The following is a 23,905-nucleotide window of genomic DNA, read 5'->3' as shown; positions in this document are numbered from 1 at the left end:
GATCCTACGCGATGATCCGGGATTGTGTGTGCGTGGGGATCGCCACTTTCCAAGATTTTTTGGGTCGATTTACCCGCCGTCGTGGCAGACTCCGCCCAGGTAGCTGGACCGGTCGGTTGGTCGTGCGCGGCCCGATTTTGTGACTGTTGTCAAAAATGCTGTCGCGCAGGCTTTTACGGGCGAAGGGGAGCGGGCTACCAGGTCGATGTGCACTGTGAAAAACGTGCCGACCGGCCGCTGTGTGTCGGTGATCGCGATCCCGGCTTCGGCTCCCGGGCTACGGATTTGGTCGGATTTGTCGCGTGTCGTTCCGGGGCGGGCATGTCGTGTGCGCGGGACTCGAGTACCGGTTCGGGCCCGAATCGGGTAGTGCGCTACGCGCGATGGCATGGGTACCCGAGCGGGATGATCGAACCGGTCGCATCCCGATCCGGCACCCCCGAGCACCGCCCGGAACGGGATGCGACCGTCTTATGTCACATCCGGCCGGGGGTGCGGTTTCAGTCGAATGTCCAGGTCGACCACAAATCGGATGAAATTGTCGGTGCCCAGGGCAATACTGACTCGGGTAATGGTCGCCGCGCCCGAAAACTCAGGAGAATCATGCCCGACGCAATAGTCGCCGAGGGTCTGGTCAAACGATACGGCCAGTTGGTCGCCCTCGATGGACTCGATCTGTCGGTGCCCGAGGGCACCGTCACCGCACTGCTCGGACCCAACGGTGCGGGGAAGACCACCACGGTCCGGGTGTTCACCACTCTGCTGATTCCGGACGCGGGCCAGGCGACGGTCGCGGGTATCGATGTGCTCCGCAATCCACAGGCGCTGCGCTCGCGCATCGGCGCGTCGGGACAATACGCAGCGGTCGACGAATATCTCACCGGATTCGAAAATCTGGAAATGGTGGGGCGGCTCTATCACATGGGTGTGCCGCGCAGTAAGGAGCGCGCTCGGGAATTGCTGGAGCGATTCCGACTCAGCGACGCCGCCGACCGACCGGTCAAGGGCTACTCCGGCGGTATGCGCCGACGGCTCGACCTGGCGGGTGCGCTGGTGGCCAATCCGCCGGTGCTCTTTCTCGACGAGCCGACCACGGGACTCGATCCGCGAGCGCGCCTCGATCTCTGGGATGTCATCGAGGAACTGGTGGCCGGCGGCACCACGCTGCTGCTCACCACGCAGTACATGGAGGAGGCCGACCGGCTGGCCGACTCGATCGCGGTGATCGACCACGGCAAGGTGATCGCCCGCGGCACCGCGGACGAGCTGAAGACCCTGGTCGGCGGGGATCGCATCGAGCTCACCGTCGACCACGCCGACAACCTCGGGACCGCCCAGGAGGCGCTGAAGGGCTTGGCGGATGGGGAGATCCACCTGGAGCCCGGGCTGCGGCGGATCACCGTTCCGGTCAGCGACGGGTCACAGGCGCTCATCGATGCTATCGGCATGTTGAGCAAGCACAACGTGCAGATCCACGATGTCGGCCTGCGCCGTCCCTCGCTCGACGACGTCTTCCTCACACTGACCGGGCACGAGGCCGAGGAGCTGGTCAACGGCAACGGAAGCAAGTCCGCCGACCGGCTCGAAGCCACAGAAGGACGGAACCGATGACCGCGGCGACCACGACCCTGGACACCAGAACCACGATATCGCTCGGCGAACGCCTGTCTTTCGTCTTCAGCGACAGCGTGACGATCGCGAAGCGCAATGTCATCAAGATCAAGCGCGTACCCGACGTGCTGATCTTCTCGACGCTGTCGCCGATCATGTTCGTGCTGCTGTTCGCCTACATCTTCGGTTCGGCGATCGAGGTGCCCGGTATGTCGGGCGGCTATCGCGAGTTCCTGATCGCGGGCATCTTCGCGCAGTCGGTGGTGTTCGGCGCGACCTTCACCGGATTGGGTCTGGCCGAGGATATGCAGAAGGGCATCATCGACCGGTTCCGCTCGCTGCCGATGGCGCCCTCGGCCGTGCTGGTCGGGCGCACCATCAGCGATGTGGTGATCAACGTGGTCAGCCTGGTGGTGATGTCGCTGACCGGTCTGGTCGTCGGCTGGCGGATCCGCGGGTCACTCCTCGACGCGGTGCTGGCTTATGTGCTGTTGCTGCTGTTCGCCTATGCGATCTCGTGGATCATGGCCGTGGTCGGTCTGCTCGTCCGCGCGCCCGAGGTGTTCAACAACGCCAGCTTCATGGTGATCTTCCCGCTGACCTTCCTGGCGAACACCTTCGTGCCGCTCGAGAATCTGCCGACGGCGCTGCGGATCTTCGCCGAATGGAATCCGGTTTCCGCGGTTACCCAGGCGACCCGTGAGCTGTTCGGCAACACCAGCCCGATGGCGCCGCAATCGGATGCCTGGTCCATGCGGCATCCGGTGGTGACCACGCTGGCGTGGGTGGTGATCATCCTGGTGGTGTTCATCCCGCTGGCCCTGCGGCAATACAAACGCACCGTCAGCCGCTGACCGGACGTAGCGCCCGGTCAGCGGTAACCGGTCGTCAGCGACTGTTGTCCGCGCCCGCGCCCGCCAACGGGGTGGGCGCGGAGCCGTTGCGGGAGTATCCGATTCGCGGCGGTGCCGATGCGGGTTCCGGCGGCTGCGGACGCTTGCTGCGTGCCAGCAGGGCGACGCCACCGGCCAGCGCGACGACGGCCGCGGCGATTAGTCGGTTACGAGAACGTGCGGATACGTGAAGGCGCCCCAAGGTCATTCGACAACTGTGGCACACACCGCCGCTTCGTGCAGTAGCTCCAGTTCACAGCCGTACCCGGCCCGGTTCGGGGAAGAATCCGGCGATCGTGGCACGATGGGCGGCGTGACCTCACCGAATCAGACCGCCGTGGCGACGCTGCACACCAATCACGGCGATATCAAGATCTCGCTCTTCGGCAACCACGCCCCGAAGACGGTGCGGAACTTCCTCGGCCTGGCCGACGGATCGGCGCCGTACCAGACCGAGAACGCGAGCGGAGGAACCTCCGGGCCGTTCTACGACGGCGCCGTCTTCCACCGGGTGATCGACGGGTTCATGATTCAAGGTGGTGACCCGACCGGCACCGGACGCGGTGGACCCGGCTACGAATTCGGCGACGAATTCCATCCGGAGCTGCGCTTCGACCGTGGATATCTGCTGGCGATGGCGAATGCGGGACCTGGCACCAATGGTTCGCAGTTCTTCATCACCGTCGGCGCGCAGCCGCACCTGAACCGCAAGCACACCATCTTCGGGGAGGTCGTCGACCCCGATTCGCGCAAGGTCGTCGATGCCATCGCGACCACCGCGACCGATCGCAACGATCGTCCGAAGGAAGCCGTCACCATCTCCAAGATCACCATCGAGTAGTCCGATGAACGCTCAGCCGCCCGCACCGACGTGCGTCCGCCACCCCAATCGCCCGACGGGCCTGGCCTGCACGCGTTGCGGGCGGCCGGCCTGTCCGGAGTGCCTGCGCCCCGCGGCGGTCGGGCAACACTGTGTCGACTGTGTCCGCCAAGGCCAGCGCGAGGTCCGGCCGGTCCGGACCGTGGCCGGTGCGCAGACCGCGCGGAATCCGATTCCGTATGTCACCTATGTCCTGATCGCGCTGAATACGATCGTGTTCGCGGTCACCGCGGGCCAATCGCGCTCGCTGGTGGAGAACACCGCCCGATCCGCGTTATATGTCGACTGGGTGCTGTACCCGCCCGCGGTGGCGCACGGCCAGTGGGTGCGGCTGATCGGATCCGGCTTCTTGCACTACGGGCCGATCCATCTGCTGCTCAACATGTTCGCGTTGTACGTGGTTGGCCGCAGCATCGAGCCGGTCCTCGGACGGGTGCGCTATCTGGTGGTCTACCTGGTCTCACTGCTCGGCGGTTCGGCCGCCGTCATGGTTTTCGCCAGGGACAGCCTCACCGCGGGTGCGTCGTGCGCGGTGTACGGCCTGTTCGGTGCGATCACGGTGATCTTGATCCGGGTGCGGCAGAACCCGAATCAGATGTTGATCCTCATCGGCATCAACGTTTTCATCAGCTTCTCGCTGCCCGGCATCTCCTTGGCCGGACACCTCGGCGGCTTGGTCGCGGGAACTCTCGCCGCGCTCGGCATCTTGTTCCTGCCCGAGTGGTTGCGCGCGAAATCCCAGGAGACGGTGCGGCTGATCGGCTGGGCGGCGGTGTCCGCGGTCGCCGTTGTGGCGCTGGCTGTCATCGTCGCCGCGGCGTATCACTGACGAGCCAGGGGTGGGCTGCAGCAGCGGTCGGTCCCGAGATGCTTCACGTGAAACGTTGCCGCCGACGCGTATTCAGCGCATCGCTATCGCGCCAAGCCGTGCGCGACAAGGGATTCGAAGACGTCGTCGGGGCTGGTGCCGAGGTCCCAGCGGCCGAAGATCAGCAGGCGTTCGTCGCCGTGGTGCTGGACGTCGATTTCGAGCATCGGATTCTTGCGACCGAGGCGCCGGTAGCCGACGACGCGCGCTCGCAGGATCTGGTCGCGGGTGTATTCGGTGGGGCCGGTGAGGGTGCGGACCACCAGCCGTGGCTCAGCGTCGGAGGAGATGCTCAGTCGCGGGCGCTGCCGGAATCCGAGCCCGGCCAGCGCCAGTAGACCGACCGCGGCCAATCCGATCAACAGACGGCTGGGTCCGTCCTTGGCGAGGATGGCGGCACCGGCCAGCACCACACCGCCGATGGTGACCGCGACGAGCGCTGCGACCGGCGTGGTCCACGTGGTGCGCGGCGCGGGAGTCAGCGGATCAGGCGAATCGGATTCGGGATCCACGCGTCACTTTCCCCAATCGTTCCTCGAGTTGTCCACATGGTTATCCACAGGTGTGAATGAATGACACGTCTGTAATCCGGCCGTTAGCGACTGCTTGCAGGTCGCTCGAAACGATCAGCCGGGTAGGAGCGGTCAGCGCCACCGCATTGTCATGATCAGCCCGACGACCATCAACCCGAAGCCGATGAGGAAGTTCCACGCGCCGAGATCCGCCATCCAGGTGATGCGGTCGTTGGCCAGGTAGTAGACGAGCAGCCAGATCAGCCCGGCCAGCATGAAGCCGAGCATGATCACGACGTACCAGACCGGGGACGGCCCTACCTTCACCTTTACCGGTGTGCGGCTGGCGGGATTGATCGTGTAGTCGGTCTTCTTGCGGACCTTCGACTTGGGCATGTCGTCCTCGTGTTCGGCGTTCAGGTCGGGTACCGGTGGAGAGATTCGGTTGAATTATGGTGCCGAGCTCGCTCGCCACGGAACCCGATCCGGCGGGAGCCAGGACGGTCCGGGCGCGGGATCGGGTCCCCTCCGGGTCTGCCTCTAGGCTAACCCAACTGGTAATGCGTGCGACGGCCCGCCGGGTCGCCACGTAATCTCGACACCATGCGTGTACTGGTCGTCGACAACTACGACAGCTTCGTGTTCAACCTGGTGCAGTATCTCGGCCAGTTGGGTGCCGAGGCCGTGGTCTGGCGCAATGACGATCCACAGCTGACCGATCTGGACGCCGTGGTCACCGAATACGACGGCATCCTGATCAGCCCCGGCCCCGGCACCCCGGATCGGGCGGGCGCGAGCATCGACCTGGTGCACGCCTGCGCCCGGCACCGCATTCCGCTGCTCGGGGTGTGCCTCGGACATCAGGCGATCGGCGAGGCGTTCGGCGGCACCGTGACCAGGGCGCCGGAGCTACTGCACGGCAAGACCAGCTCGGTGTTCCATATCGGTGCCGGCGTGTTGGCCGGTCTGCCCGACCCGTTCACCGCGACGCGCTACCACTCGCTCACCGTGCTCGAGAACACCCTGCCGGCCGATATCGAGGTGCTCGGGCGCACCGAGACCGGAATCGTGATGGCCATGCGCCACCGCACGCTGCCCATCCACGGCGTGCAGTTCCATCCCGAATCGGTGCTGACCCAGAGTGGGCACCGGATGCTGGCGAACTGGCTCGAGATCTGCGGCGAACGTCCGTCCGAGAGCCTGGTGGAGATGCTGGAGGCGGAGGTCGCGGCACTGGTGACTCAGTGACGCACCGTCCCTACGTCCTGCTGTCCGTCGCGGTCAGCGTCGACGGGTACATCGATGACGCGAGTCCCCAGCGTTTACTGCTGTCGAACGAGGCGGACTTCGACCGGGTGGATGCGGTGCGCGCGGATTCCGACGCGATCTTGATCGGTGCGGAAACGCTGCGGCGCGACAATCCCCGGTTGCTGGTCAGCAGTGCGGAGCGCCGGGCCGCGCGCCTCGCGGCGGGTAAGCCGGAGTACCCACTGAAGGTCACCGTCAGCGCGCGTGGCGATCTGGATCCCGAACTGCGGTTCTGGCATCACGGCGGTGACAAACTCGTCTACACCACCAACACCGGTGCGGCGAAGCTCGGGGACCGGTTGGCGGGCCTCGCGGAGGTCGTCTCCCTCGGCGGTGATATCGATCTCGGTGCACTGCTCGACGATCTCGGCCGCCGCGGCATCGCCCGGATGATGGTCGAGGGCGGCACTCGGATGCATACCGAGTTCCTTTCGGCGGATTTGGCCGACGAATTGCAGATGGCGGTCGCACCGATTCTCGTCGGGCACGCCGCGGCCCCGCGCTTTCTCGGCCCGGCCGAGTTTCCGAGCCGCCGGATGCGGCTGGCCGATGTCACTCGGATCGGTGATGTCGCGCTGCTGCGCTACCTGCCGCAAGAGTCCGACGGCGGATGACCGCCGCCCAGAATCACGGAGGTCTGTCGATGTCGACCGATGACGTCCAATTCATGCGCAGGGCAATAGCACTGGCGCGGTTGTGCCCGACCAGCCCGACCGCGTTCTCGGTCGGCGCCGTGATCGTGACCGATGGCGCTGAAATCGCCACGGGCTACTCCAGGGAGACCGATGCGAAGGTCCATGCCGAAGAGTCCGCGCTGGACAAGCTCGACGCGGACGATCCCCGGCTGGCCCGGGCGACGATCTACAGCACGCTGGAACCGTGTTCGCAGCGCGCCACCGCGACGCGCCTGCCGTGCACCGATCGGATCCTGCGGGCCGGGATTCCGCGCGTCGTCATCGCCTGGCGGGAACCGACGACCTTCGTGACCAATTGCATCGGTGTGGAGAAACTGCGGCAGCACGGCGTCGAGGTGGTCGAACTACCGGAGCTGGCCGAGGCGGCGATGTCGATGAATCGCCACCTGGATCTGTCCTAACCGTAGCGATTGCTTGCAGGTCGCTCGAAAGGGTCAGCCGTAGCGATTGCTTGCAGGTCGCTCGAAAGGGTCAGCCGTAGCGATTGCTTGCAGGTCGCTCGAAAAGGTCAGCCGTAGCGATTGCTTGCAGGTCGCTCGAAAAGGTCAGCCGTAGCGATTGCTCACGGCGGGCCGAGGACGTATGTCGTGATCGAAACCGTTCCGTTCTTCCCGATCGATGAACCCGCGGCGGGCTGCTGGCTGATGACGCGGCCGACGCTGTTGGTGTCGAAGGTGCCCTGGGTGGACTGGCTGATCTGAGCGGATGTGCCGGTCCAGCCCGCCTGTCGCAGCTTGTCCACGGCTTGCGCGGTGGACAGGCCGATGAGGCTCGGCATGGTGATGTCTCCGTTGGAGACCTGCACCGTCACTACGGACCCCTTATCGGCGGTGGTGCCGCCCGTCGGGTTCGTCGCGATTACCTCGCCCTTCGGCTTCGACGACGGCACCTCCTGAACGCTGATCTTGAACCCGGCGCTGTCCACCAGATTCGGCTGCGCGACGCTGATGTCCTGCCCGATCACGTTCGGCACCCGGACCTGTTCGGGGCCCGCACCGAGAATGACGACGATGGCCTGGTCGACGTCGACCCGCGAGCCCGCCGACGGGTCGGTGCCGATCACCTTGTCGGTCTCCTGCTCGCTGGACGGTTTGCGCTGCACCGTCGGATCCATCCGCAGACCACTGGAGTTCAGCTGCTGCTCGGCCTGCTGCTGGGTCATGCCGTCCAGTCGCGGCACCTGGACCTGCGCCGGTCCGGTGGAGACCTGGACGGTGATGGTGCTGCCCTTGTCGACCCGGGAGCCACCCAGCGGTTGGGTGGAGATGACATTGCCGGTGGCGACCTTGTTATCCGGCTTCTGCTGGATGGCCACCGTGAAGCCGAGCTTCTGCAGCGCGTCCTGGGCCTGTTGCGCGGATTTGTTCGAAAGGTCGGGTATGGCAATCTGATCCGGTCTGGCACCGGGACCTATCAATACCCAGAACAGTGCGAACGCCACGATGACCGCGGCGGCCGCGGCGAGCGCGATATAGATATTGCGGCGCGGATTCGCCGCATCGGCGGGCTCCTGCTCGGCGGTGTCGTCATTGCGCTCGACGGTGCGGAAGTTGCGCGGCGGCGGTTCGTTGGAGCCGAGGATGGTGGTGCGGTCCTCGTCGGTCATCACCATCGGTGCGCTGGGCTTCTGGCCGCCGAGCACGCGGATCAGATCGGCGCGCATCTCGGCGGCGGTCTGGTACCGGTTGGCCGGATTCTTGCTCATCGCCTTGAGCACGACGGAGTCCAGTTCGCGCGGCACCCCGGCGAAGACGTGCGAGGGCAGCCGCGGATCCTCCCGGACATGCTGGTAGGCGACCGCGACCGGGGAATCGCCGGTGAAAGGCGGCTCACCGGTGAGGATTTCGAACAGCACGCAGCCGACGGAGTAGACGTCCGAGCGGGCGTCGACGGTCTCACCGCGCGCCTGTTCGGGCGAAAGGTATTGCGCGGTACCGATAACGGCGGCGGTCTGGGTCATCGGGTTGGCGCTGTCGGCGATGGCGCGCGCGATGCCGAAGTCCATCACCTTCACCGCACCAGCCCGGTTGATCATGATGTTGGCCGGCTTCATATCGCGGTGCACGATTCCGGCCTTATGACTGAAATCCAGTGCGGCGCAGACATCGGCGACGATCTCCATCGCGCGGCGTGCCGGAATCGGCCCCTTGCCGCGCACGATATCGCGCAGCGTATCGCCGTCCACGTACTCCATCACGATGTACGGCAGCGGACCGCCGTCCACCTCCGCCTCACCGGTGTCGTAGACCGCGACGATGGCCGGATGATTCAGGGCGGCGGCGTTCTGCGCCTCGCGCTTGAAGCGCAGATAGAACGTGGGGTCGCGGGCCAGGTCGGCACGCAGCACCTTGATCGCCACGTCCCGGCTCAGCCGTAGATCGCGCGCCTTGTGGACTTCGGACATGCCGCCGAACCCGATGATCTCACCCAGCTCGTAGCGGGAGGAGAGATTCTTCGGGGTCGTCATGGTTGTCCTTGCGGAGTAGCAGCGCCGGGGGTGGCCGAGGGTCCTCGGGCACCGGGACTATCCGGAAATGGTAAATCGAGCGTAGGGAACCACGAGCCTCTGGTGGTCGTGGACGGACTCGTCGTCTTCGACGATTTCGTCGTACTCGGCGCGGTGCTCGACGGGGTTGTCGTCGGTGGTTGCGTCGTCGTCGGTTCCGAGGCGGTCGTCGGCGGCGGGGGCGGGGCCGGCCTGGTCGTGGTGATGACCGTCGTCGGTTCTTCGGTCGTCGGCGGCGGCGTGGTGACCGGCGGCGGTGCGACCTTAGAGGTGGTGGTGGGCGCGCGCACGGTGTCCGGGTTGGTGTCGCCACCGAAGAGCAGCCAGAGGACGAGACCGACGAGCAGCACGGCGCCGACGGCGACGCCCGCGCCGACCTTCTGTCCCGTGCTGAATCCCGGCTTGCCGTGACTATTCGAGGTGCCACGTCCGGTCGGCGGCGTGGCACCGGATGCGCTGGTGCCAAGCACGGTCGCGGGAGCGCCGACAGCGGTGTGCCCGGTCGCGCCGCCCGCCGGCGTTGCCGGAGTGTTGTACCGGACCGTTGGGCCTTCGTAGTCCCGTGACGGCAGGATCACCGTCGGGCCGGGCGGCAAGACCCGGGTTGCGCCCGTCGTCGGTTCGGCGGTGCCGCTCGGCGGCGGCGGGCGGCGTCCGGCGCGGACCGCCGCGACGGCGTCGGCGAACTCGCCGCCGCGCGCGTAGCGACGCGTCGGATCCTTGCCCAGGGTGATCTCGATGAGCTCACGCACATTGGGCGGCAGATCCGACGGCATCGGCGGCGGGGCCTCGCGCACATGCTTCATCGCGACGGTGATCGCGCCGTCGCCGCTGAACGGCCGCTGCCCGGCCAGCGCTTCGTAGCCGACCACGCCGAGGGCGTACACATCACTGGCGGCGGTCGCGTCTTCGCCGACCGCCTGCTCCGGCGCGATGTACTGGGCGGTGCCCATCACCATGCCGGTCTTGGTGACCGGGGAGGCGTCGACCGCCTTGGCGATGCCGAAGTCGGTGATCTTCACCTGACCGGTCGGAGTGACCAGGATGTTGCCCGGCTTCACATCACGGTGCACCACGCCGGCGGCGTGTGCGATCTCGAGTGCGCGGCCGGTCTGCTCCAGCATGTCCAGACCCTGGACCACCGAGAGTCGGCCGAGCCGGTTCAGCACCGTATTGAGCGGTTCGCCCTGCACCAATTCCATGACCAGATACGCGGTTTCACCGCCGCTCGGGTCCATGGTCTCGCCGTAGTCGTAGATCCCGGCGATGCCGGGGTGATTCAGCTGTGCCGTGGTCTTGGCCTCGCTGCGGAATCGGTGCCGGAACGTGGGGTCGGCCGAGAACTCCGACTTGAGTACCTTCACCGCCACCCGGCGGTCCAGCCGAGTGTCCAGCGCCTCCCAGACCTGACCCATACCGCCGGTCGCGATCAGGCGATGCAGGCGATATCGGTCGGCAATCATCGCACCGTTGTTCAGCATCCGGGCCCCCGTACATCCACTCGCACGTTCATATCTCTCAGCGCCCTCGCAGACCGGCGTCCAGCACCGCGCGGGCAATCGGCGCGGCCACCGAGCCACCGGTCGCGGCCAATGCCCGGTCGCCACCGTTCTCCACGATCACCGCGATGGCGATCTTGGGGTTCTGTGCGGGGGCGAAGGCGATGTACCAGGCATGCGGTGGCGTATTGCGCGGATTGCTGCCGTGCTCGGCGGTTCCGGTCTTAGAGGCAATTTGGTACCGGGTTTGGCCGTGTCCGACGGTGTTGTCCTCCGACGCGATCATCAGGTTGGTCAGCGTCGACGCTACCTGGGCGCTGACGGCTTGGCCGACTGAGACGGGTTTGTTCTTCGAGAGCTCGCTCAGATCGGGTCCCTGCAGTTGATCGACCAGGTATGGCTCCATGCGGACGCCGCCATTCGCGACGGTCGCGGCGATGACCGCGTTATCCAGTGGCGTGAGCGCGACATCGCGCTGGCCGATGCTGCTCTGGGCCAGTGCCGCATTGTCCGGAATCGTGCCGACGGTGCTCTCGGCCACCGGAATCGGAATGCCGCGGTGCGCGCCGATGCCGAACGCGGCGGCCTCGTCCTTCAGGTTCGATGCGCCGACCTTGAGGCCCAGTTCGACGAACGCGGTGTTGCAGGATCTGCGGAACGCCTCGGTGAGTGTCGCGGTCGGGCCGTTGCCGCAGGTGGAGCCGTTGTAGTTCTCCAGCGTGGTGGTGGTGCCGGGCAGCGTGATGGTGGGCGCCGCGGTGAACTGGTCATCCGGGGTGGCGGTGCCGTTGGCCAGTGCGGCGGCGGTGACGACCACCTTGAAGGTGGACCCCGGGGGATAGGTCTGCGACACAGCACGATTCAACATGGGTTGGCGCTGATCCGCACTCAGCTCTTCCCAAGATTTGGTGCCTTGGGCGCCGTCGTGCCCGGACAGCAGGTTGGGGTCGTAGCTGGGGGTGGAGACCATGGTGAGAATCTTGCCCGTACTCGGCTCCACCGCCACCACGGAGCCGGTGAAGCCCTTGGCGGTCAGCTGCTCGTAGGCGACCTGCTGCATCATCGGATCCAGCGTGGTCAGCACATTGCCGCCGCGCGGGTCACGACCGGAGATCATATCGATCAGGCGGCGCCCGAACAGCGAATTGTCCGAACCGTTCAGCACGGTGTCCTCGGCGCGCTCCAAACCCGTGCTGCCGTACTGCATCGAGTAGAAGCCGGTGGCCGGCGCGTAGGCCTCGGGGTCGGTGGGGTAGGTGCGGAGGTATTTGTAGCGGTCGTCGGTGGCGACCGAACTGGCCAGCACGGTGCCGCCCGCGGAGATCTGCCCGCGCTGGCGCGCGTACTCGTCGAGCAGCACGCGCGAATTGCGCGGATCGTTGCGGTAGTCATCGGCCTTGATCACCTGCACGTAGGTGGCATTGATCAGCAGCGCGACGATCATGAGCATCACCGCGACCGCGACCCGTCGTAGCGGTGTGTTCATTCCTGCGGCCTCGCTTCCGGTTTACGCAGAAGCTCGGTAGTCGCGTCCGCGATCGGGGCCACCGGATCCTTCTTGCGTACCGGCGCCGGGGCGCGGGCCGCGTCGGAGACCTTGATCAGCAATGCCAGCAGCGCGTAATTGGCCAGCAGCGACGAACCACCGTACGACATGAACGGGGTGGTGAGACCGGTCAGCGGAATCAATTTGGTGACACCGCCGACCACCACGAACAGCTGAATCGCGATGGTGAACGACAAGCCCGCGGCCAGCAGCTTGCCGAAGCTGTCGCGCACGGCCAGCGCGGTCCGCAGCCCACGCACGACGAAGACCAGGAACAGCAGCAGTACCGCGGCGAGCCCGAACAGGCCGAGTTCCTCACCGATGGTGGTGATGATGAAGTCGGTCTTGGCGAAGGGCACCTGCGAGGGCCGCCCGCTGCCGAGCCCGGTGCCGGCGAGTCCGCCGGTGGCGAGCCCGAACAGCGACTGCGAGATCTGGTAGCCGGTGTTGTTGTAATCGGCGAACGGATGCAGCCAGGTCTGGGTGCGCACCCGCACATGGCTGAAGGACTGGTAGGCGAAGAAGAACCCGATGCTCAGCAGCACACCGCCGATGACGAGCCAGCCGACCCGCTCGGTCGCGATGTAGAGCATCACCAGCACGGTGCTGAAGATCAACAGCGAAGTGCCGAGATCCTTTTCGAAGACCAGCACCCCGATGCAGACGATCCACACCACCAGGATCGGCCCGAGATCGCGGGCGCGCGGGAACTCCATACCGAGGAAATGCCGCCCGGCCGCGGTGAACAGATCGCGCTTGGCGACCAGCACCGAGGCGAAGAAGATGATCAGCAGAATCTTCGCGAATTCGCCGGGCTGCACGCTCAATCCGGGCAGCCTGATCCAGATCTTGGAGCCGTTCGTCTCCGAATACGCGCCGGGCAGCAATGCCGGAATCGCCAGCGCGACAAGACCGACGAGGCCTAAGGTGTAGCCGTAGCGGGCCAGCGTGCGGTAATCGCGCAGCACGACCAGGATCGCGATGAAGATGATCATCCCCAGACCGGTCCACAGGATCTGCTGATTGGCGTCGGGGGAGGGGATCGGCCACGAGTTGTAGGCGGCGGTCTGCGCATCGGCGAGATCGAGCCGATGGATTAGCACCAAGCCGAGTCCGTTGAGTAGCGCGGCGATCGGTAAGAGCAGCGGATCGGCGAATGGCGCGAAGCGCCGCACCGCCATATGCGCCACCGCGAACAGGGCCAGATAGGCGAAACCATATTTGGCGATTTCCCAGGTGACCGACTGCTCCTGGCTGGCCTCCACCAGGAACAGCGAGACGGTGACGATCACCGTCGCACCGGCGAGGAGTAACAGTTCGGCATTGCGCCTGGTCGACGGCGGCGGCGCAGGCGCGAATCCGCCGGGAGGACTGGGAAAGGCCCCAGCGGACGGCGGTGCCGGAGCGGACATCAGTCCGTCACCCGGCAAGGCTCCCCCGCCGTCTGGGGATTCGGCGACGCCGTCGCCGTCGGGGTCTTGGCGTCCGGACTCTTGGTCTCGGCCGCTTGCTCGGGTGTAGACCGGTTCTCGCTGGTCGGCGCGACCGAGGTCGGCGCGGGCGTACCGGGTTGCGCGGGCGGTTCGGCGGGCGGAACGACCCCAGGCTGCGGCACCGACTCCTTGGGCGGGCAGACGGGCAGCAGTTCCTTCTGCGCGAGGGTCTGCATCTGCTTGCGGGCCTCGTCCAGCGAGCCCGGCGGCAGTCCCTTGTCAACTTGATCGTGCCCGGTCTGCTTGAGATCGGCGACCGCGAGCGCCTTGCACTTCGGCGGCAGATCTTCGCCCGGCTGCGCCAGCGTGAGAGTGCCGCTCTTGTCGACACAGCCGATCGATTCGACCTCGTGGATCGAATACCCGAGCACCGAACCGGGGAGCCCGCGCAGGATGACGACCTGGCCGCCATCGGCGCCGACGTAGTAGTTGCTGCGAATCATCTTGTAGCCGACCAGCAATCCGACGCCAGCGGCCACCACGAGGGCGACCGCCAGCAGGATCCAGCGCAGCTTGTGCGATTTGCTCTGCGGGGGTGGTTCGGGGGCGGCGGCACGGCGCGGCTCCGCCCGGGGCGGGCGCATCGCGGCCGCGCGACCGGCGGCGGTATTCGGCGGCGGCGTGTCATCGTCTTGACCCGAGGCCGCGCCTGCGACGATCGGATGGCTCTGCCCGTAGTCGAGATCGATGACATCGGCGACGACCACGGTGACGTTGTCCGGACCGCCGCTGCGCAACGCGAGCTCGATGAGCCGGTCGGCACATTCGTCGGTGCTGCCCTCGCGCATGGTGTTGGCGATAGTCTCATCGCTGACCACATCGGAGAGTCCGTCCGAGCACAGCAGATAGCGATCGCCGGCCCGAGCCTCGCGCATGATCAGCGTCGGCTCGATCTCGTTGCCGGTGAGCGCGCGCATGATCAGCGAACGCTGTGGATGGGTGTGCGCCTGCTCGGGCGTGATGCGGCCCTCGTCCACCAGTGACTGGACGAAGGTGTCGTCACGGGTGATCTGGGCCAGCTCACCGCCGCGCAGCAGATAGGCGCGGGAGTCGCCGATGTGGACGAGGCCGAGTTTCTTGCCCGCGAACAGGATTGCGGTGAGCGTGGTGCCCATGCCGTCGAGTTCGGGCTCCTCCTCGACATGATCGGCGATCGCCGCATTGCCCTCATGGGTGGCTGCGTTGAGCTTGCCGAGCAGATCGTCGCCGGGCTCGTCGTCGTCGAGATGGGCCAGCGCGGCGATCATCAGCTGGGATGCGACCTCGCCCGCGGCGTGGCCGCCCATACCGTCGGCTAGTGCGAGCAGCCGTGCGCCCGCATAGACGGAGTCCTCGTTGTTGCCTCGGACAAGACCGCGGTCGCTGCGCGCTGCGTAGCGGAGAACAAGTGTCACGATCGCAGCTCGATCACTGTTTTGCCGACACGGACAGGGGTGCCGAGTGGAACTCGGACTGCGGTGGTGACTTTCGCGCGGTCGAGGTAAGTGCCATTCGTCGAGCCGAGGTCTTCGACGTACCAGTCGTCACCACGCGGTGATAGCCGCGCATGCCTGGTTGAGGCGTAGTCATCGGTGAGTACCAGCGTTGAGTCGTCCGCACGTCCGATCAGCACCGGTTGGGTGCCGAGCGAGATGCGAGTGCCGGCGAGTGAACCTTGAGTCACCACAAGAAATTTGGCGCCCTTCTGGCCTCGGCTGAAAGACGGCAGCACCGCGGAACCGCGTGCGGCCCTGGGCTGTATCCGGATGCCGGATGCCGCGTAGATGTCGCTGCGCAGAGTGCGCAACACCGCCCACACGAATAACCACAACAGCAGCAGGAACCCCGCACGGGTCAATTGCAGGATAAGTCCCTGCACGGCGCTCCACCTCCTGTTCGACCGTGTACGTCGGTGCCGTAGGTGCGAGTTCGCCCCCACCGGCTTGCTGGTTTCGCGAGCCCCGGTCCCGGTGACGCGCGTGTGTTGGCAGCATCATAGGGCCGTGGGTCGAGTTCGATCACGATACGACAGCAGAATCCCTGTACGCCATGTCGTGACCTGCACCGCGAGCTTACGGGATCAGACGATACGGATCAGAATCTCGGAATGCCCGGCGCGGATGACATCACCGTCGGCGAGCTGCCAATCCTGCACGGGAGAACCGTTGACGAGAGTGCCGTTGGTCGAGCCGAGATCCGAGAGCATCGCGGTCTGGCCGTCCCAACGAACTTCGATGTGCCGACGTGAGACTCCGGTATCCGGCAGCCGGAAATGCGCGTCCTGGCCACGGCCGATGATATTGCTGCCCTCGCGAAGCTGATAGGTGCGGCCGCTGCCGTCGTCGAGTTGTAGCGTCGCCGAGTAACCCGAACCGGCTTGTGCGCCAGCGCCGTACGCGGGGGCCGCGTAACCGCCGCCCTGGGCGCCGTAGCCGGGCTGTTGCGAGTAGGCCTGGCCGTAGCCGCCCTGCTCCTCGGGCGCGGCGTAGCCCTGCTCGCCGTAACCGGGTTCCGCATAGCCCGGTTCGCCATAGGCGGGCTGGGCGTAGCCCTGCTGTCCGTAGCCCGGCTGCTGGCCGTATCCGCCCTGGTCGGCGTAGCCCTGCTCGCCGTAGCCGGGCTGGGCGTAGCCCTGCTGTCCGTAGCCCTGTTCGCCATAGCCCGGCTGACCGTAACCCGGCTCCTGGTACCCGGGCTGGGCGTAGTCCTGCTCGGCGTAGCCACCTTGCTGCTGGCCGTAGCCGCCACGCTCGCCATAGCCCTGCTGGCCACCGCCGTAACCCGGCTCCTGGTAGCCCTGGCCACCCTGCTGGTAGTCGTAGCCGTTCTGGTATTCGCCGTAACCCTGCTGCGGGTCCGCCGCCGGATAGTCGGCGCCACCGCCATAGGGCGCGCCGCCCCGGCCGTAGTCGTCGCGGTACGCACCGTTCGGCGGCCCGGGCCGCCCCGCTGGCGGCGGTGCGTACCCGCGGTTGCGTGGATCGGACTCCGCGGGCTCACGGCTTGGGTCGTAGCCTGAGTTCTGCGTCATGGGGCCAGCTCCTGGTTGCGGGTTTGCAGGTCGTTGTGGCGGGGGTTCGGGGCTACGAGCCGGGGTGGCTCGGCGGCCGATGTCGGGATCGACCCGACCGCTCGTCCTGAACTGTCCGGTGTGCAGCGTAAGTGATGCCTCGAATGCCACGTGTACTTCGCCGTAGGTCTGCCAGCCTTGCTCGCGGATATAGTCCTGGAGGTGTTTGGCGAACGCGCGGGTGGTGAGCTCGTGGTCGGCGTCGAGTTGTTGGTGATCAGAGGTGTTGATGGTGATCACATAACTGTTGGGCGCCAACAGATGTCCGCCACCCAGATCCTGGATATTGTCGGTGGCTTCTTGCTTGAGCGCCGCCTCGACCTCCTGGGGGACGACACTGCCCCCGAAGGCCCGTGCGAACACATCACCGACGGCGCCTTGCAGGCGACGCTCGAATCGAGAAACGATGCCCATCTCGGCCTCCCTTCGGTGAGCGTCTGTACTGATTCATAACAACGACACGCGGATATGGCGTGTCGCGTATCGACCACGTTCATTGCATGATATCCACGATCGTCCACACCTGTAACTCCTGGAAAGCCCAGCGGGTTCCCGTGGTCGCCTGGCCTGCGATCGAAGGCCGCCAGGCGCCGATTTCGTGTCCGGTCGACCCTCGTGATACTGTCTCCGAGTCGCTCGGGCGAGTGGCGGAATGGCAGACGCGCTGGCTTCAGGTGCCAGTGTCCTTCGGGACGTGGGGGTTCAAGTCCCCCTTCGCCCACACACGTTGCGGCTGGTCAGAGGTAAGATTCAATTGGATCTCTGACCGGCTGTCAACATTCCGGTCAACATCATGCATCCCACGGGATGTCGGCACAGTCACCATCATCATGGAGGACTTTGTGCCCACTCCACGTTCACGCACCAACAGTGACGGTTCTGTCACCTGGAAAGTGCCCTTCCGTCTGCCGCGTCCCGGCAACACGCCCAAGCAGACCTCCGAAACCTTCGATGACTACGAACCTGCGCAGAAGTTCGCAGATCTGCTTGAGAAGGTCGGGCCGATCGAGGCCCTGCGCATCCTCGAGGTGCAGCGCAGCGCGATCGTTGTCGCGCCGACGGTCACCGAATGGTGCCGGATCTACGTCGATCACCTCAGCGGCATCGAGCCGTACACCAAGAAGAAGTACCGGCAGTACATCGACAATGACATCGATCCCTTCATGGGACACATGCCCATCGACGCGGTCACCCAGTTCACCGACGCCGAGTGGGTCATCCACATGCAGGAGGAGAAGGAGTTCAAGCCGAAGACGATCCACAACAAACACGGATTCCTGTCCTCGGCGATGAAAGCAGCGGCGACGCTCAAGCCGCAATCATTGATCCCCTACAACCCGTGCTCTGGAACCCGGCTGCCGAAGATCTATGCCACTCGCATCATGTTCCTCGAACCCGACGAATATGAACTGTTCGTCGGCGCGATGCCTGAGCGGTGGGTACCGCAGGCCGAGTTCTCTACCGCTTCCATGGCGCGACCCGCAGAGGTCGCGGCGCTGCTGGTCGGTGACATCAACCGCGATACCGGCGCGGTGGACATCACCAAGGCATGGAAGTACACCGGCGGCAAGCTCAAACTGGGTCCACCCAAGACACAGCGAGGCGTCCGCGTCACCAACGTGCCGATGGAAACCCTCGACCTACTCGACCTGAACCGACCCGCACATGAGCTGCTGTTCCAGACCCAGCACGGCAACCCGGTCCGGCCCTGCTACTTCTATCAGAAGGCATTCGTTCCGGCGCTGAAGAGCCTCATCGTCCTCGACGAAAAGGGCGAGGTTGTCTCCGATGAGCTGAACGGTAAACGCCCTAGCCCGTATTGGTTGCGGCACACTGGAATCAGCTGGCGTCTACTCGGCGGTGCTCCATTGTTCGTGGTCTCCCGCGACGCCGGGCACGAGTCGGCCGTCATCACCGACAAGACCTACGGCCACCTCGATCGCTCCGCCAGCGCCGAGGCCGCCCAGGTCTTCGCCGCCCGCCTTCCGCGGTTGCACCGCCCGATCCTGTCCCTCGCCGCATGAACGCGTCAATTCGGCAGCACGCCGAAGCCCGGTTGTCGCGGCGCACCCCGTACTGGAAAGTCAAGAAGTCGCCGGTCCTGCTGAGCACCGACGAGTTCACCGTAGTACGCGATGCTTTGCCCGCGTTCTGGCATCGGCACGCCGACTTCCTTGCCCTGGGTGCAGCACGTCTCAACGAGACTGCTGCGGTGTTCGTGTGTGATGTCGATCCCGACACCGCTGGTTGCGAGATCTCCAAGACCTGGATGCCGACACGCGACGGATGGAAGATCCGGCCGAACAAGTACGGCCGCAGGGTGATCCGCGTGCCCGAGGCGCTGATCGATAGCCTTGACCTGGACCGGCCCGGTGACGAGCTGCTGTTCACGACCCGCTCGGGCGGTGCGGTCCTCGGCCATCGCTATGCCCAGGTGTGGAGACGAGCACTCGCGGATCTGCTCGACGGCCACGACGAATCCAGCGACCCACTGCACGGCAAACGGCCGCGCCCGCAGGACGTGCGCTGGAGCTGTGCCGAATGGCTGCTGTCCGCCGGGGCGTCCCTACCGTCGGTTGTCGCATACCTGGGCCTGGCGCGCATCGACACGTTGGTGCCCCTGATCGAGCGGTGTGTGCCTGAACTGGGCGCGAAGCTCACCGGGGTCACCCCCGTGGTCTCGTCACCGCCGGTCAGCCCGTAGTCCACCGCGCTGGCTCATTGCCGCCCGGCTGTTCGCAACGATCGACCTGCGGGCAGCCGGGCACTCGATCCGATCCAATTTCATTTCATTGCACACACGACAGACGCTATGAAATGAAATGCATTGAAATGAAATGAAATCCAATGCTCAAGGTCATCGACTCGTCCTCATCCACCACCTCTGATGCGTGCACCTATCCTGGCTGCGGTCGGCCGGTCGCGGTCAGCGAACACCGGCGTCGTCCGCTGGCGTACTGCGACGATCCCGGCCACACGGCTCTCAAGGCGCTGCGCAAGAAGCAGGCGCTGGCGAAGACGGCGGCCCGCGCCGAGGAAGCTGCCGCTCGCCGGACAGTCACCGGCGACGTCACTTCGCTGGTCGGACTCGTCGACCGCTTCGGCAAACTCGGCACTGAGCTCGACGCCGTGGTGACCGACGCTGGGGATCTATTCGACTCGATCCGCAATCCGGCCAACATTGCACGTGAGATCGCTGAGATCAAGCGCAGCACCGCGATCCAGGTCGCCGAAGCCGAACAGGCTCGTGCACATGCCGAGCAGGCCGCCGATGCGATGCGTCTACAGCGCGACCAATCTCGCGATCTCGAGCAGGTGGCCATCGATGCCGCCGATGAGGCTGCGACTGCCCTTGATGAGGCCAACGACCGAGTCGAGCAGGTGACCGCCGAGGCGAACCGGCGCATCGCCGACGCCGAAGCTGCCCGTGACAGCGTGTACGACGAAGCCGAACAGACACTCAAGCAGATGCGGGAGCACGTCGATGCCGCCCGCGCCGCGCAAGCACGAGCCGAAGGCGAACGCGATGCGGCGCTGAAGGCGGCCGAGTCGGATCGAGCCGAAGCATCCAGACTGCGTGAGGTCTTCGAGAGCCGGACCGAGGAGCACTCGTGCCAACTCGCTCAACTGCACGCGGTCCACACCGAGGCGCTCACGGCCGCGCATAGCGCCGCCGACAGGGCGGCACACGGTCATCGCCAGCAGATCGAACGAATCCGCGGCGACCACCGTGAACAGATGACTGCGGCGTTGGAACGGGCCGACGTCGACGTGGCCCGACTGCGTGCCGAGCTGGAGAGTGCCCGCCGACCGGCGGCGGCTACCAGCGCCTGACGGTGCCTGCGCGTTAGGCGTGGTGCGAACGAGACGGTGACACGGTCCGGAGACAGGTGCACGGGTTCCACCTGGGATCACTCTCCGGACCGTGTCGATCCCTGTCACGCGGTGTCGGCTGAGCCGCGTCCCAGGGGGTCAACCGGCTGGTGGTGGCAAACGGTGTCGGCGTTGCCGCCGACTCAATCCCGCTGCCTGGGTGAGCTTCTGGGCCGATGACTGACCCAACGCCTCTGTTGCTGACGGGGGCGAGCCATTCGCTGGCTGGGCGGTCTGCTCCAGCGCCTGGTCGATATCGCGCTCGGTCAGAAACCAGGTTCGACCCGCCCGGTGACCGGGCAACAGCCCGGCTCTCAGTTGACGTAGGTACCAGGCTCTCGATTTGCGCAGCCGCCGTGCGCCTTCCTCGACCGGATAGGTCTTCCCAGCTGCGTTGCCGTTGTCGCGGCCTGCGGTCTCGTCGTCTGGCGGGGCCGGTGGTTCCCTGGTCATCCCTCGGACCCCGAACCGTGCACCCCCCAGGCGATGTCGTTCTCGGCACCGGAGTAACCGATGCTGACTCGCGGACCACCAACTCTGGCGATTGTGGATTCGACGGCTGTTGCCGACCGGATTGGATCAGCGTGCGGCAGCGAATGGCCGACTCCGGTGGCCAGCTCGAAATCCGCCTCGATCTTGTCCGCGAGACGCGCCGATTGCGAGGCGGGCACGACGCCATCGCGCTCCGCGCCCAGGACGACGGTCGGAACCGCGCGCAACGTGGCTATGGTCTGCGGTCCCAGATAGAAGTGACGCAGAGCGTGCACAAAATCGCACAGCACCCGAGGGTCGCCGTTGTGGCGGCCAGTCACGAACGGGGAGCGTGATCCGTATCGCCTACTCAGTCTTCGGAAGCGGGCTTGTAGAGCTCGATGAGCCAAGACATTCAGCGCGTCGAGCGCCCCAGGACGGGGTCCGCTCAGCGCGTTGGGAATGGACAGGAAGTAACTCGGCAGGGCCGGGTACTCCGGGAACTCACCAGCCGGACTGAATAGCACGGCGGCGGCTAACTCCCGGAACTGGCGGGGATGGTGTTCAGCGAAAGCCTGGGCGACCAGGCTGCCCGCGGAGTGCGCAACGAGGATCACCCGGCCGGCCACACGTGAAACGATGGCGTCGAGGTCGGCCGCCATTGTCGCCAGTGTGGTGGTGGCCCTGCGGTGCGGCCATCCCGAATTGCCATGGCCACGCTGGTCGTAGAGATACAGATCGACGGTGTCGCCGAGGCGGCTTGTCAAATGTTCGGCCAGTGGAGCCCAGTAGGTCGAATCGGTCAGCAAGCCGTGCACGAAGATCACGGAGGTCTGTGCGCGGCCAGTGCCGAATCGCTTGGCCGACAGGCGAACTCCATCCGGGGTCGAGACAGCGAGGGTGCATTCCTTGGGGAAGGTCATGGGTTCGGTTCCTCATATAGGGACAGGGGGAGAGTGAACGGCATCGATGGCTGAGGAGCTGCCGGATGCCAGTGATCGAGCGACGTGGGTGTGGTGTGGTCGCACCGGACGACAGGCGGATCGGCATTCGCTGCCAGCAATTCCGCAGGGGGCCTGCGCCATCCGGCTTCGTCGCACATCGAGCAGGAACGTCGCCGAGTGCGTTCGGCGACCGCTGCTTCGTGCAACTCGTTGTGATGTCGGCGATCCCAGGCGGCACGAGCCCGGCGTGCGGTACGGCAGGCGCCGCACAAAGGTGTCATGGTCGTGCCGATATGTTGAGGGCATCGCCCTGGGGGAGCCGAATTCACAACCCATTCCTTTCGAGGAGCGCACGGCAGCGCGCACTTTCGGGTGATGGGATTCGCGGGCGTGCAACGAGATACGGGTGCGGCAGAACAGTTCGGCTGACGGAATTCGGAATCGATATTCTCGCGCAACGCGAATCAGACGATGTACGTAGGACAATCGCTTCGGTGGGAATGAGCCGCCCGATCGGAGGGGGTGATCGGGCGGCCCGCGCAATCCCTAGTGGGAAAGATTTGGATGCGTCGGAATTTCCACAGCGTTAACGGGTCGAAGCTCGACCAGTGGTGGTTGAATCCACGGGTTCTCCTGGTTCGAAGGTTTATCGGACTTCACCATCACAACCGTGTAATCCCGTGGGCGTCCACTGATTTCGACTACGCCATCGAGTGCAATACACCGACGGGTGTATGTGCGTGCATCTGCACTTGCAACGAGGTGGGTCGATGTGAGCTGCAACACGAACATGCATCGTTGTGACCTAAGCCACTTCCGCCTGGTGTGCGATCTCTTTGCAGCCGACGAAGCAGTGCAGAGCGTAGCCACCGCATTTGCCGGTCAGAAACTCGTTGACGCGCACCAAGTAAGGCTGGCGCGTGACCGGATCGAGGAGCGCCATGAACGGGTCGGCAGCGCTGCGGCCGTAGGCCATCCGTTCGTCACGGCTCCAACGTCGCCGGAACTCGGGATACTCCTCGAGCGCTCCCAGGAGCTCGTCAGCCCAGTCCGTTTTCGGCCTCATCGCCAAACGACCGCGCAGGCAGGCGATCCTGATTGCGATCTCGTGGTCGCGGTCCAACAGGACCTCTCGTGCCTCGTCGGTGAACATCCACAGTTGTTCGTTACCGGCCTCGGCCAGACCGGGAAAAGCGCGCTCGTGAGCGCTGTTGTGGGCCAACAGGTTCCACCGGGAATCGAAGTAGGCCGCCAGGTGTGGTTCGGTTCCTGTGAGTGTGTAGCGCTGGTTGGCGGTAAGACCGCGGCGCAACTCCTCCACGGTCGGCGTCGGGCCGGGAACCTCGACGCCGGCGAGTTGGAACAAGGCCCACCGGCCGTCTTCGTCGAGTTCCAATGCGCGAGCAAAAGCCTCGAGCACTCCGATCGACGGCTTCTTCTTGTCCCCGTGTTCGAGTTGCACCACATAGGACAAGCTGACCTGGGCGAGCTCGGCCAGACGGCTCATGCTCATCTTCGTGCGACGACGCGCCGCCCTGATGTACCGACCGAGGGTCGGACGCGACAGCGGGCGGACCCGCGGTCCCTTTTCGATAGCGAATTGTTTGCTAGCTGAGCTTTCGTTGTGCATTCAACCCCCTTGATTCTCAAGCAGGCATCTCCTCCAAAACGCCTGTGATGGATAGGACGGCGGAACTGTGTTCTCGGTTCCTTCAAGATCGAATCGTATTCGAATTGTGATCTTGTGGGAGGGGTCG

General features: G+C 65.5%; 23 protein-coding genes and 1 tRNA gene. 11 read left to right on the top strand and 13 right to left on the bottom strand.

Features of this window, described 5'->3' with window-relative positions:
- Positions 1-603 precede the first annotated feature (603 nt).
- Together OG874_RS35925 and OG874_RS35920 are read left to right on the top strand one after the other, a co-directional pair.
- Positions 604-1,611 carry an ATP-binding cassette domain-containing protein gene (locus OG874_RS35925; RefSeq protein ID WP_330251492.1) on the top strand — a complete coding sequence of 336 codons (1,008 nt, stop codon included), beginning with the start codon at positions 604-606 and terminating at the stop codon, positions 1,609-1,611.
- Positions 1,608-2,465, top strand: coding sequence for an ABC transporter permease (locus OG874_RS35920; protein ID WP_330251491.1), 858 nt, complete (start codon positions 1,608-1,610; stop codon positions 2,463-2,465). The genes OG874_RS35925 and OG874_RS35920 overlap by 4 nt, the downstream gene beginning before the upstream one ends.
- 34 nt (positions 2,466-2,499) lie before the next feature.
- On the opposite strand, the gene OG874_RS35915 is transcribed toward OG874_RS35920, so the two are convergent.
- Positions 2,500-2,712: a hypothetical protein gene (locus OG874_RS35915; protein WP_330251490.1), complete on the bottom strand. Its 213-nt coding sequence runs from the start codon at positions 2,710-2,712 to the stop codon at positions 2,500-2,502.
- 105 nt (positions 2,713-2,817) lie between these two features.
- Here OG874_RS35915 and OG874_RS35910 point away from each other — a divergent pair, with 105 nt between their 5' ends.
- Both OG874_RS35910 and OG874_RS35905 read left to right on the top strand, forming a co-directional pair.
- Positions 2,818-3,345, top strand: a complete 528-nt coding sequence (locus OG874_RS35910; RefSeq protein WP_330251489.1) for a peptidylprolyl isomerase — start codon at positions 2,818-2,820, stop codon at positions 3,343-3,345.
- Positions 3,346-3,349: 4 nt separating this feature from the next.
- On the top strand, positions 3,350-4,213 hold the full coding sequence (locus OG874_RS35905) for a rhomboid family intramembrane serine protease (RefSeq protein ID WP_330251488.1): 864 nt from the start codon (positions 3,350-3,352) through the stop codon (positions 4,211-4,213).
- A gap of 83 nt (positions 4,214-4,296) precedes the next feature.
- Here OG874_RS35905 and OG874_RS35900 read toward each other — a convergent pair whose 3' ends face one another.
- Both OG874_RS35900 and crgA read right to left on the bottom strand, forming a co-directional pair.
- Positions 4,297-4,764: a PH domain-containing protein gene (locus tag OG874_RS35900; RefSeq protein WP_330251487.1), complete on the bottom strand. Its 468-nt coding sequence runs from the start codon at positions 4,762-4,764 to the stop codon at positions 4,297-4,299.
- A 132-nt stretch (positions 4,765-4,896) separates the two neighbouring features.
- Positions 4,897-5,160 (bottom strand): cell division protein CrgA, encoded by a 264-nt coding sequence (crgA, locus tag OG874_RS35895; protein WP_330251486.1) that lies wholly within the window; start codon positions 5,158-5,160, stop codon positions 4,897-4,899.
- Between the two features lie 207 nt (positions 5,161-5,367).
- Between crgA and OG874_RS35890 the strand changes: the two genes are divergently transcribed.
- The 3 genes from OG874_RS35890 to OG874_RS35880 are packed head-to-tail and all read left to right on the top strand — an operon-like array spanning position 5,368 to position 7,168.
- Complete coding sequence (locus OG874_RS35890; protein ID WP_330251485.1) at positions 5,368-6,012, top strand: aminodeoxychorismate/anthranilate synthase component II; 645 nt, start codon at positions 5,368-5,370, stop codon at positions 6,010-6,012.
- Positions 6,009-6,686, top strand: coding sequence for a RibD family protein (locus tag OG874_RS35885; RefSeq protein ID WP_330251484.1), 678 nt, complete (start codon positions 6,009-6,011; stop codon positions 6,684-6,686). The genes OG874_RS35890 and OG874_RS35885 overlap by 4 nt, the downstream gene beginning before the upstream one ends.
- A gap of 29 nt (positions 6,687-6,715) precedes the next feature.
- A complete protein-coding gene (locus tag OG874_RS35880) occupies positions 6,716-7,168 on the top strand; it encodes a deaminase (protein WP_330251483.1) in 453 nt (150 codons plus the stop codon).
- 161 nt (positions 7,169-7,329) lie between these two features.
- Here OG874_RS35880 and pknB read toward each other — a convergent pair whose 3' ends face one another.
- The 7 genes from pknB to OG874_RS35845 form a co-directional block, all read right to left on the bottom strand.
- Positions 7,330-9,234: a Stk1 family PASTA domain-containing Ser/Thr kinase gene (gene pknB / locus OG874_RS35875; RefSeq protein WP_330251482.1), complete on the bottom strand. Its 1,905-nt coding sequence runs from the start codon at positions 9,232-9,234 to the stop codon at positions 7,330-7,332.
- Positions 9,231-10,754 (bottom strand): protein kinase domain-containing protein, encoded by a 1,524-nt coding sequence (locus OG874_RS35870; protein WP_330251481.1) that lies wholly within the window; start codon positions 10,752-10,754, stop codon positions 9,231-9,233. The genes pknB and OG874_RS35870 overlap by 4 nt, the downstream gene beginning before the upstream one ends.
- Positions 10,755-10,791: 37 nt before the next feature.
- Positions 10,792-12,258 carry a peptidoglycan D,D-transpeptidase FtsI family protein gene (locus OG874_RS35865; RefSeq protein ID WP_330251480.1) on the bottom strand — a complete coding sequence of 489 codons (1,467 nt, stop codon included), beginning with the start codon at positions 12,256-12,258 and terminating at the stop codon, positions 10,792-10,794.
- Positions 12,255-13,730 (bottom strand): FtsW/RodA/SpoVE family cell cycle protein, encoded by a 1,476-nt coding sequence (locus tag OG874_RS35860; protein WP_330251479.1) that lies wholly within the window; start codon positions 13,728-13,730, stop codon positions 12,255-12,257. Before OG874_RS35860 ends, OG874_RS35865 begins: the two co-directional genes overlap by 4 nt.
- A complete protein-coding gene (locus tag OG874_RS35855) occupies positions 13,730-15,205 on the bottom strand; it encodes a protein phosphatase 2C domain-containing protein (RefSeq protein ID WP_330251478.1) in 1,476 nt (491 codons plus the stop codon). Before OG874_RS35855 ends, OG874_RS35860 begins: the two co-directional genes overlap by 1 nt.
- Positions 15,202-15,669, bottom strand: coding sequence for an FHA domain-containing protein FhaB/FipA (locus OG874_RS35850; RefSeq protein ID WP_014980860.1), 468 nt, complete (start codon positions 15,667-15,669; stop codon positions 15,202-15,204). The genes OG874_RS35855 and OG874_RS35850 overlap by 4 nt, the downstream gene beginning before the upstream one ends.
- A gap of 201 nt (positions 15,670-15,870) precedes the next feature.
- Positions 15,871-17,274, bottom strand: a complete 1,404-nt coding sequence (locus tag OG874_RS35845; RefSeq protein ID WP_330251477.1) for a DUF3662 and FHA domain-containing protein — start codon at positions 17,272-17,274, stop codon at positions 15,871-15,873.
- A gap of 224 nt (positions 17,275-17,498) precedes the next feature.
- Between OG874_RS35845 and OG874_RS35840 the strand changes: the two genes are divergently transcribed.
- The 4 genes from OG874_RS35840 (at position 17,499) to OG874_RS35825 (ending at position 20,694) form a co-directional block, all read left to right on the top strand.
- Positions 17,499-17,581 (top strand) — tRNA-Leu (locus tag OG874_RS35840).
- A 121-nt stretch (positions 17,582-17,702) separates the two neighbouring features.
- On the top strand, positions 17,703-18,884 hold the full coding sequence (locus OG874_RS35835) for a tyrosine-type recombinase/integrase (protein ID WP_330251476.1): 1,182 nt from the start codon (positions 17,703-17,705) through the stop codon (positions 18,882-18,884).
- The gene (locus tag OG874_RS35830; RefSeq protein ID WP_330251475.1) at positions 18,881-19,564 is read left to right on the top strand and encodes a hypothetical protein; all 684 of its coding nucleotides are present in this window, start codon (positions 18,881-18,883) and stop codon (positions 19,562-19,564) included. The genes OG874_RS35835 and OG874_RS35830 overlap by 4 nt, the downstream gene beginning before the upstream one ends.
- A gap of 143 nt (positions 19,565-19,707) precedes the next feature.
- Positions 19,708-20,694, top strand: a complete 987-nt coding sequence (locus tag OG874_RS35825; protein WP_330251474.1) for a hypothetical protein — start codon at positions 19,708-19,710, stop codon at positions 20,692-20,694.
- A gap of 138 nt (positions 20,695-20,832) precedes the next feature.
- Here the strand turns inward: OG874_RS35825 and OG874_RS35820 are convergent, their stop codons facing one another.
- The 3 genes from OG874_RS35820 to OG874_RS35810 all read right to left on the bottom strand — a co-directional run bounded on the left by OG874_RS35820 (position 20,833) and on the right by OG874_RS35810 (position 23,778).
- On the bottom strand, positions 20,833-21,186 hold the full coding sequence (locus OG874_RS35820) for a helix-turn-helix domain-containing protein (protein WP_330251473.1): 354 nt from the start codon (positions 21,184-21,186) through the stop codon (positions 20,833-20,835).
- Positions 21,183-22,127: an alpha/beta fold hydrolase gene (locus tag OG874_RS35815; protein ID WP_330251472.1), complete on the bottom strand. Its 945-nt coding sequence runs from the start codon at positions 22,125-22,127 to the stop codon at positions 21,183-21,185. The genes OG874_RS35820 and OG874_RS35815 overlap by 4 nt, the downstream gene beginning before the upstream one ends.
- An 826-nt stretch (positions 22,128-22,953) precedes the next feature.
- Complete coding sequence (locus OG874_RS35810) at positions 22,954-23,778, bottom strand: helix-turn-helix domain-containing protein (protein ID WP_330251471.1); 825 nt, start codon at positions 23,776-23,778, stop codon at positions 22,954-22,956.
- Positions 23,779-23,905: the final 127 nt, after the last annotated feature.

Source organism: Nocardia sp. NBC_00565, assembly GCF_036345915.1.
In the GTDB taxonomy this organism is placed as follows: Bacteria; Actinomycetota; Actinomycetes; order Mycobacteriales; family Mycobacteriaceae; genus Nocardia.
Note: the sequence above shows the minus strand (reverse complement) of the source record. Positions and strands in the feature narration are given on the sequence as shown.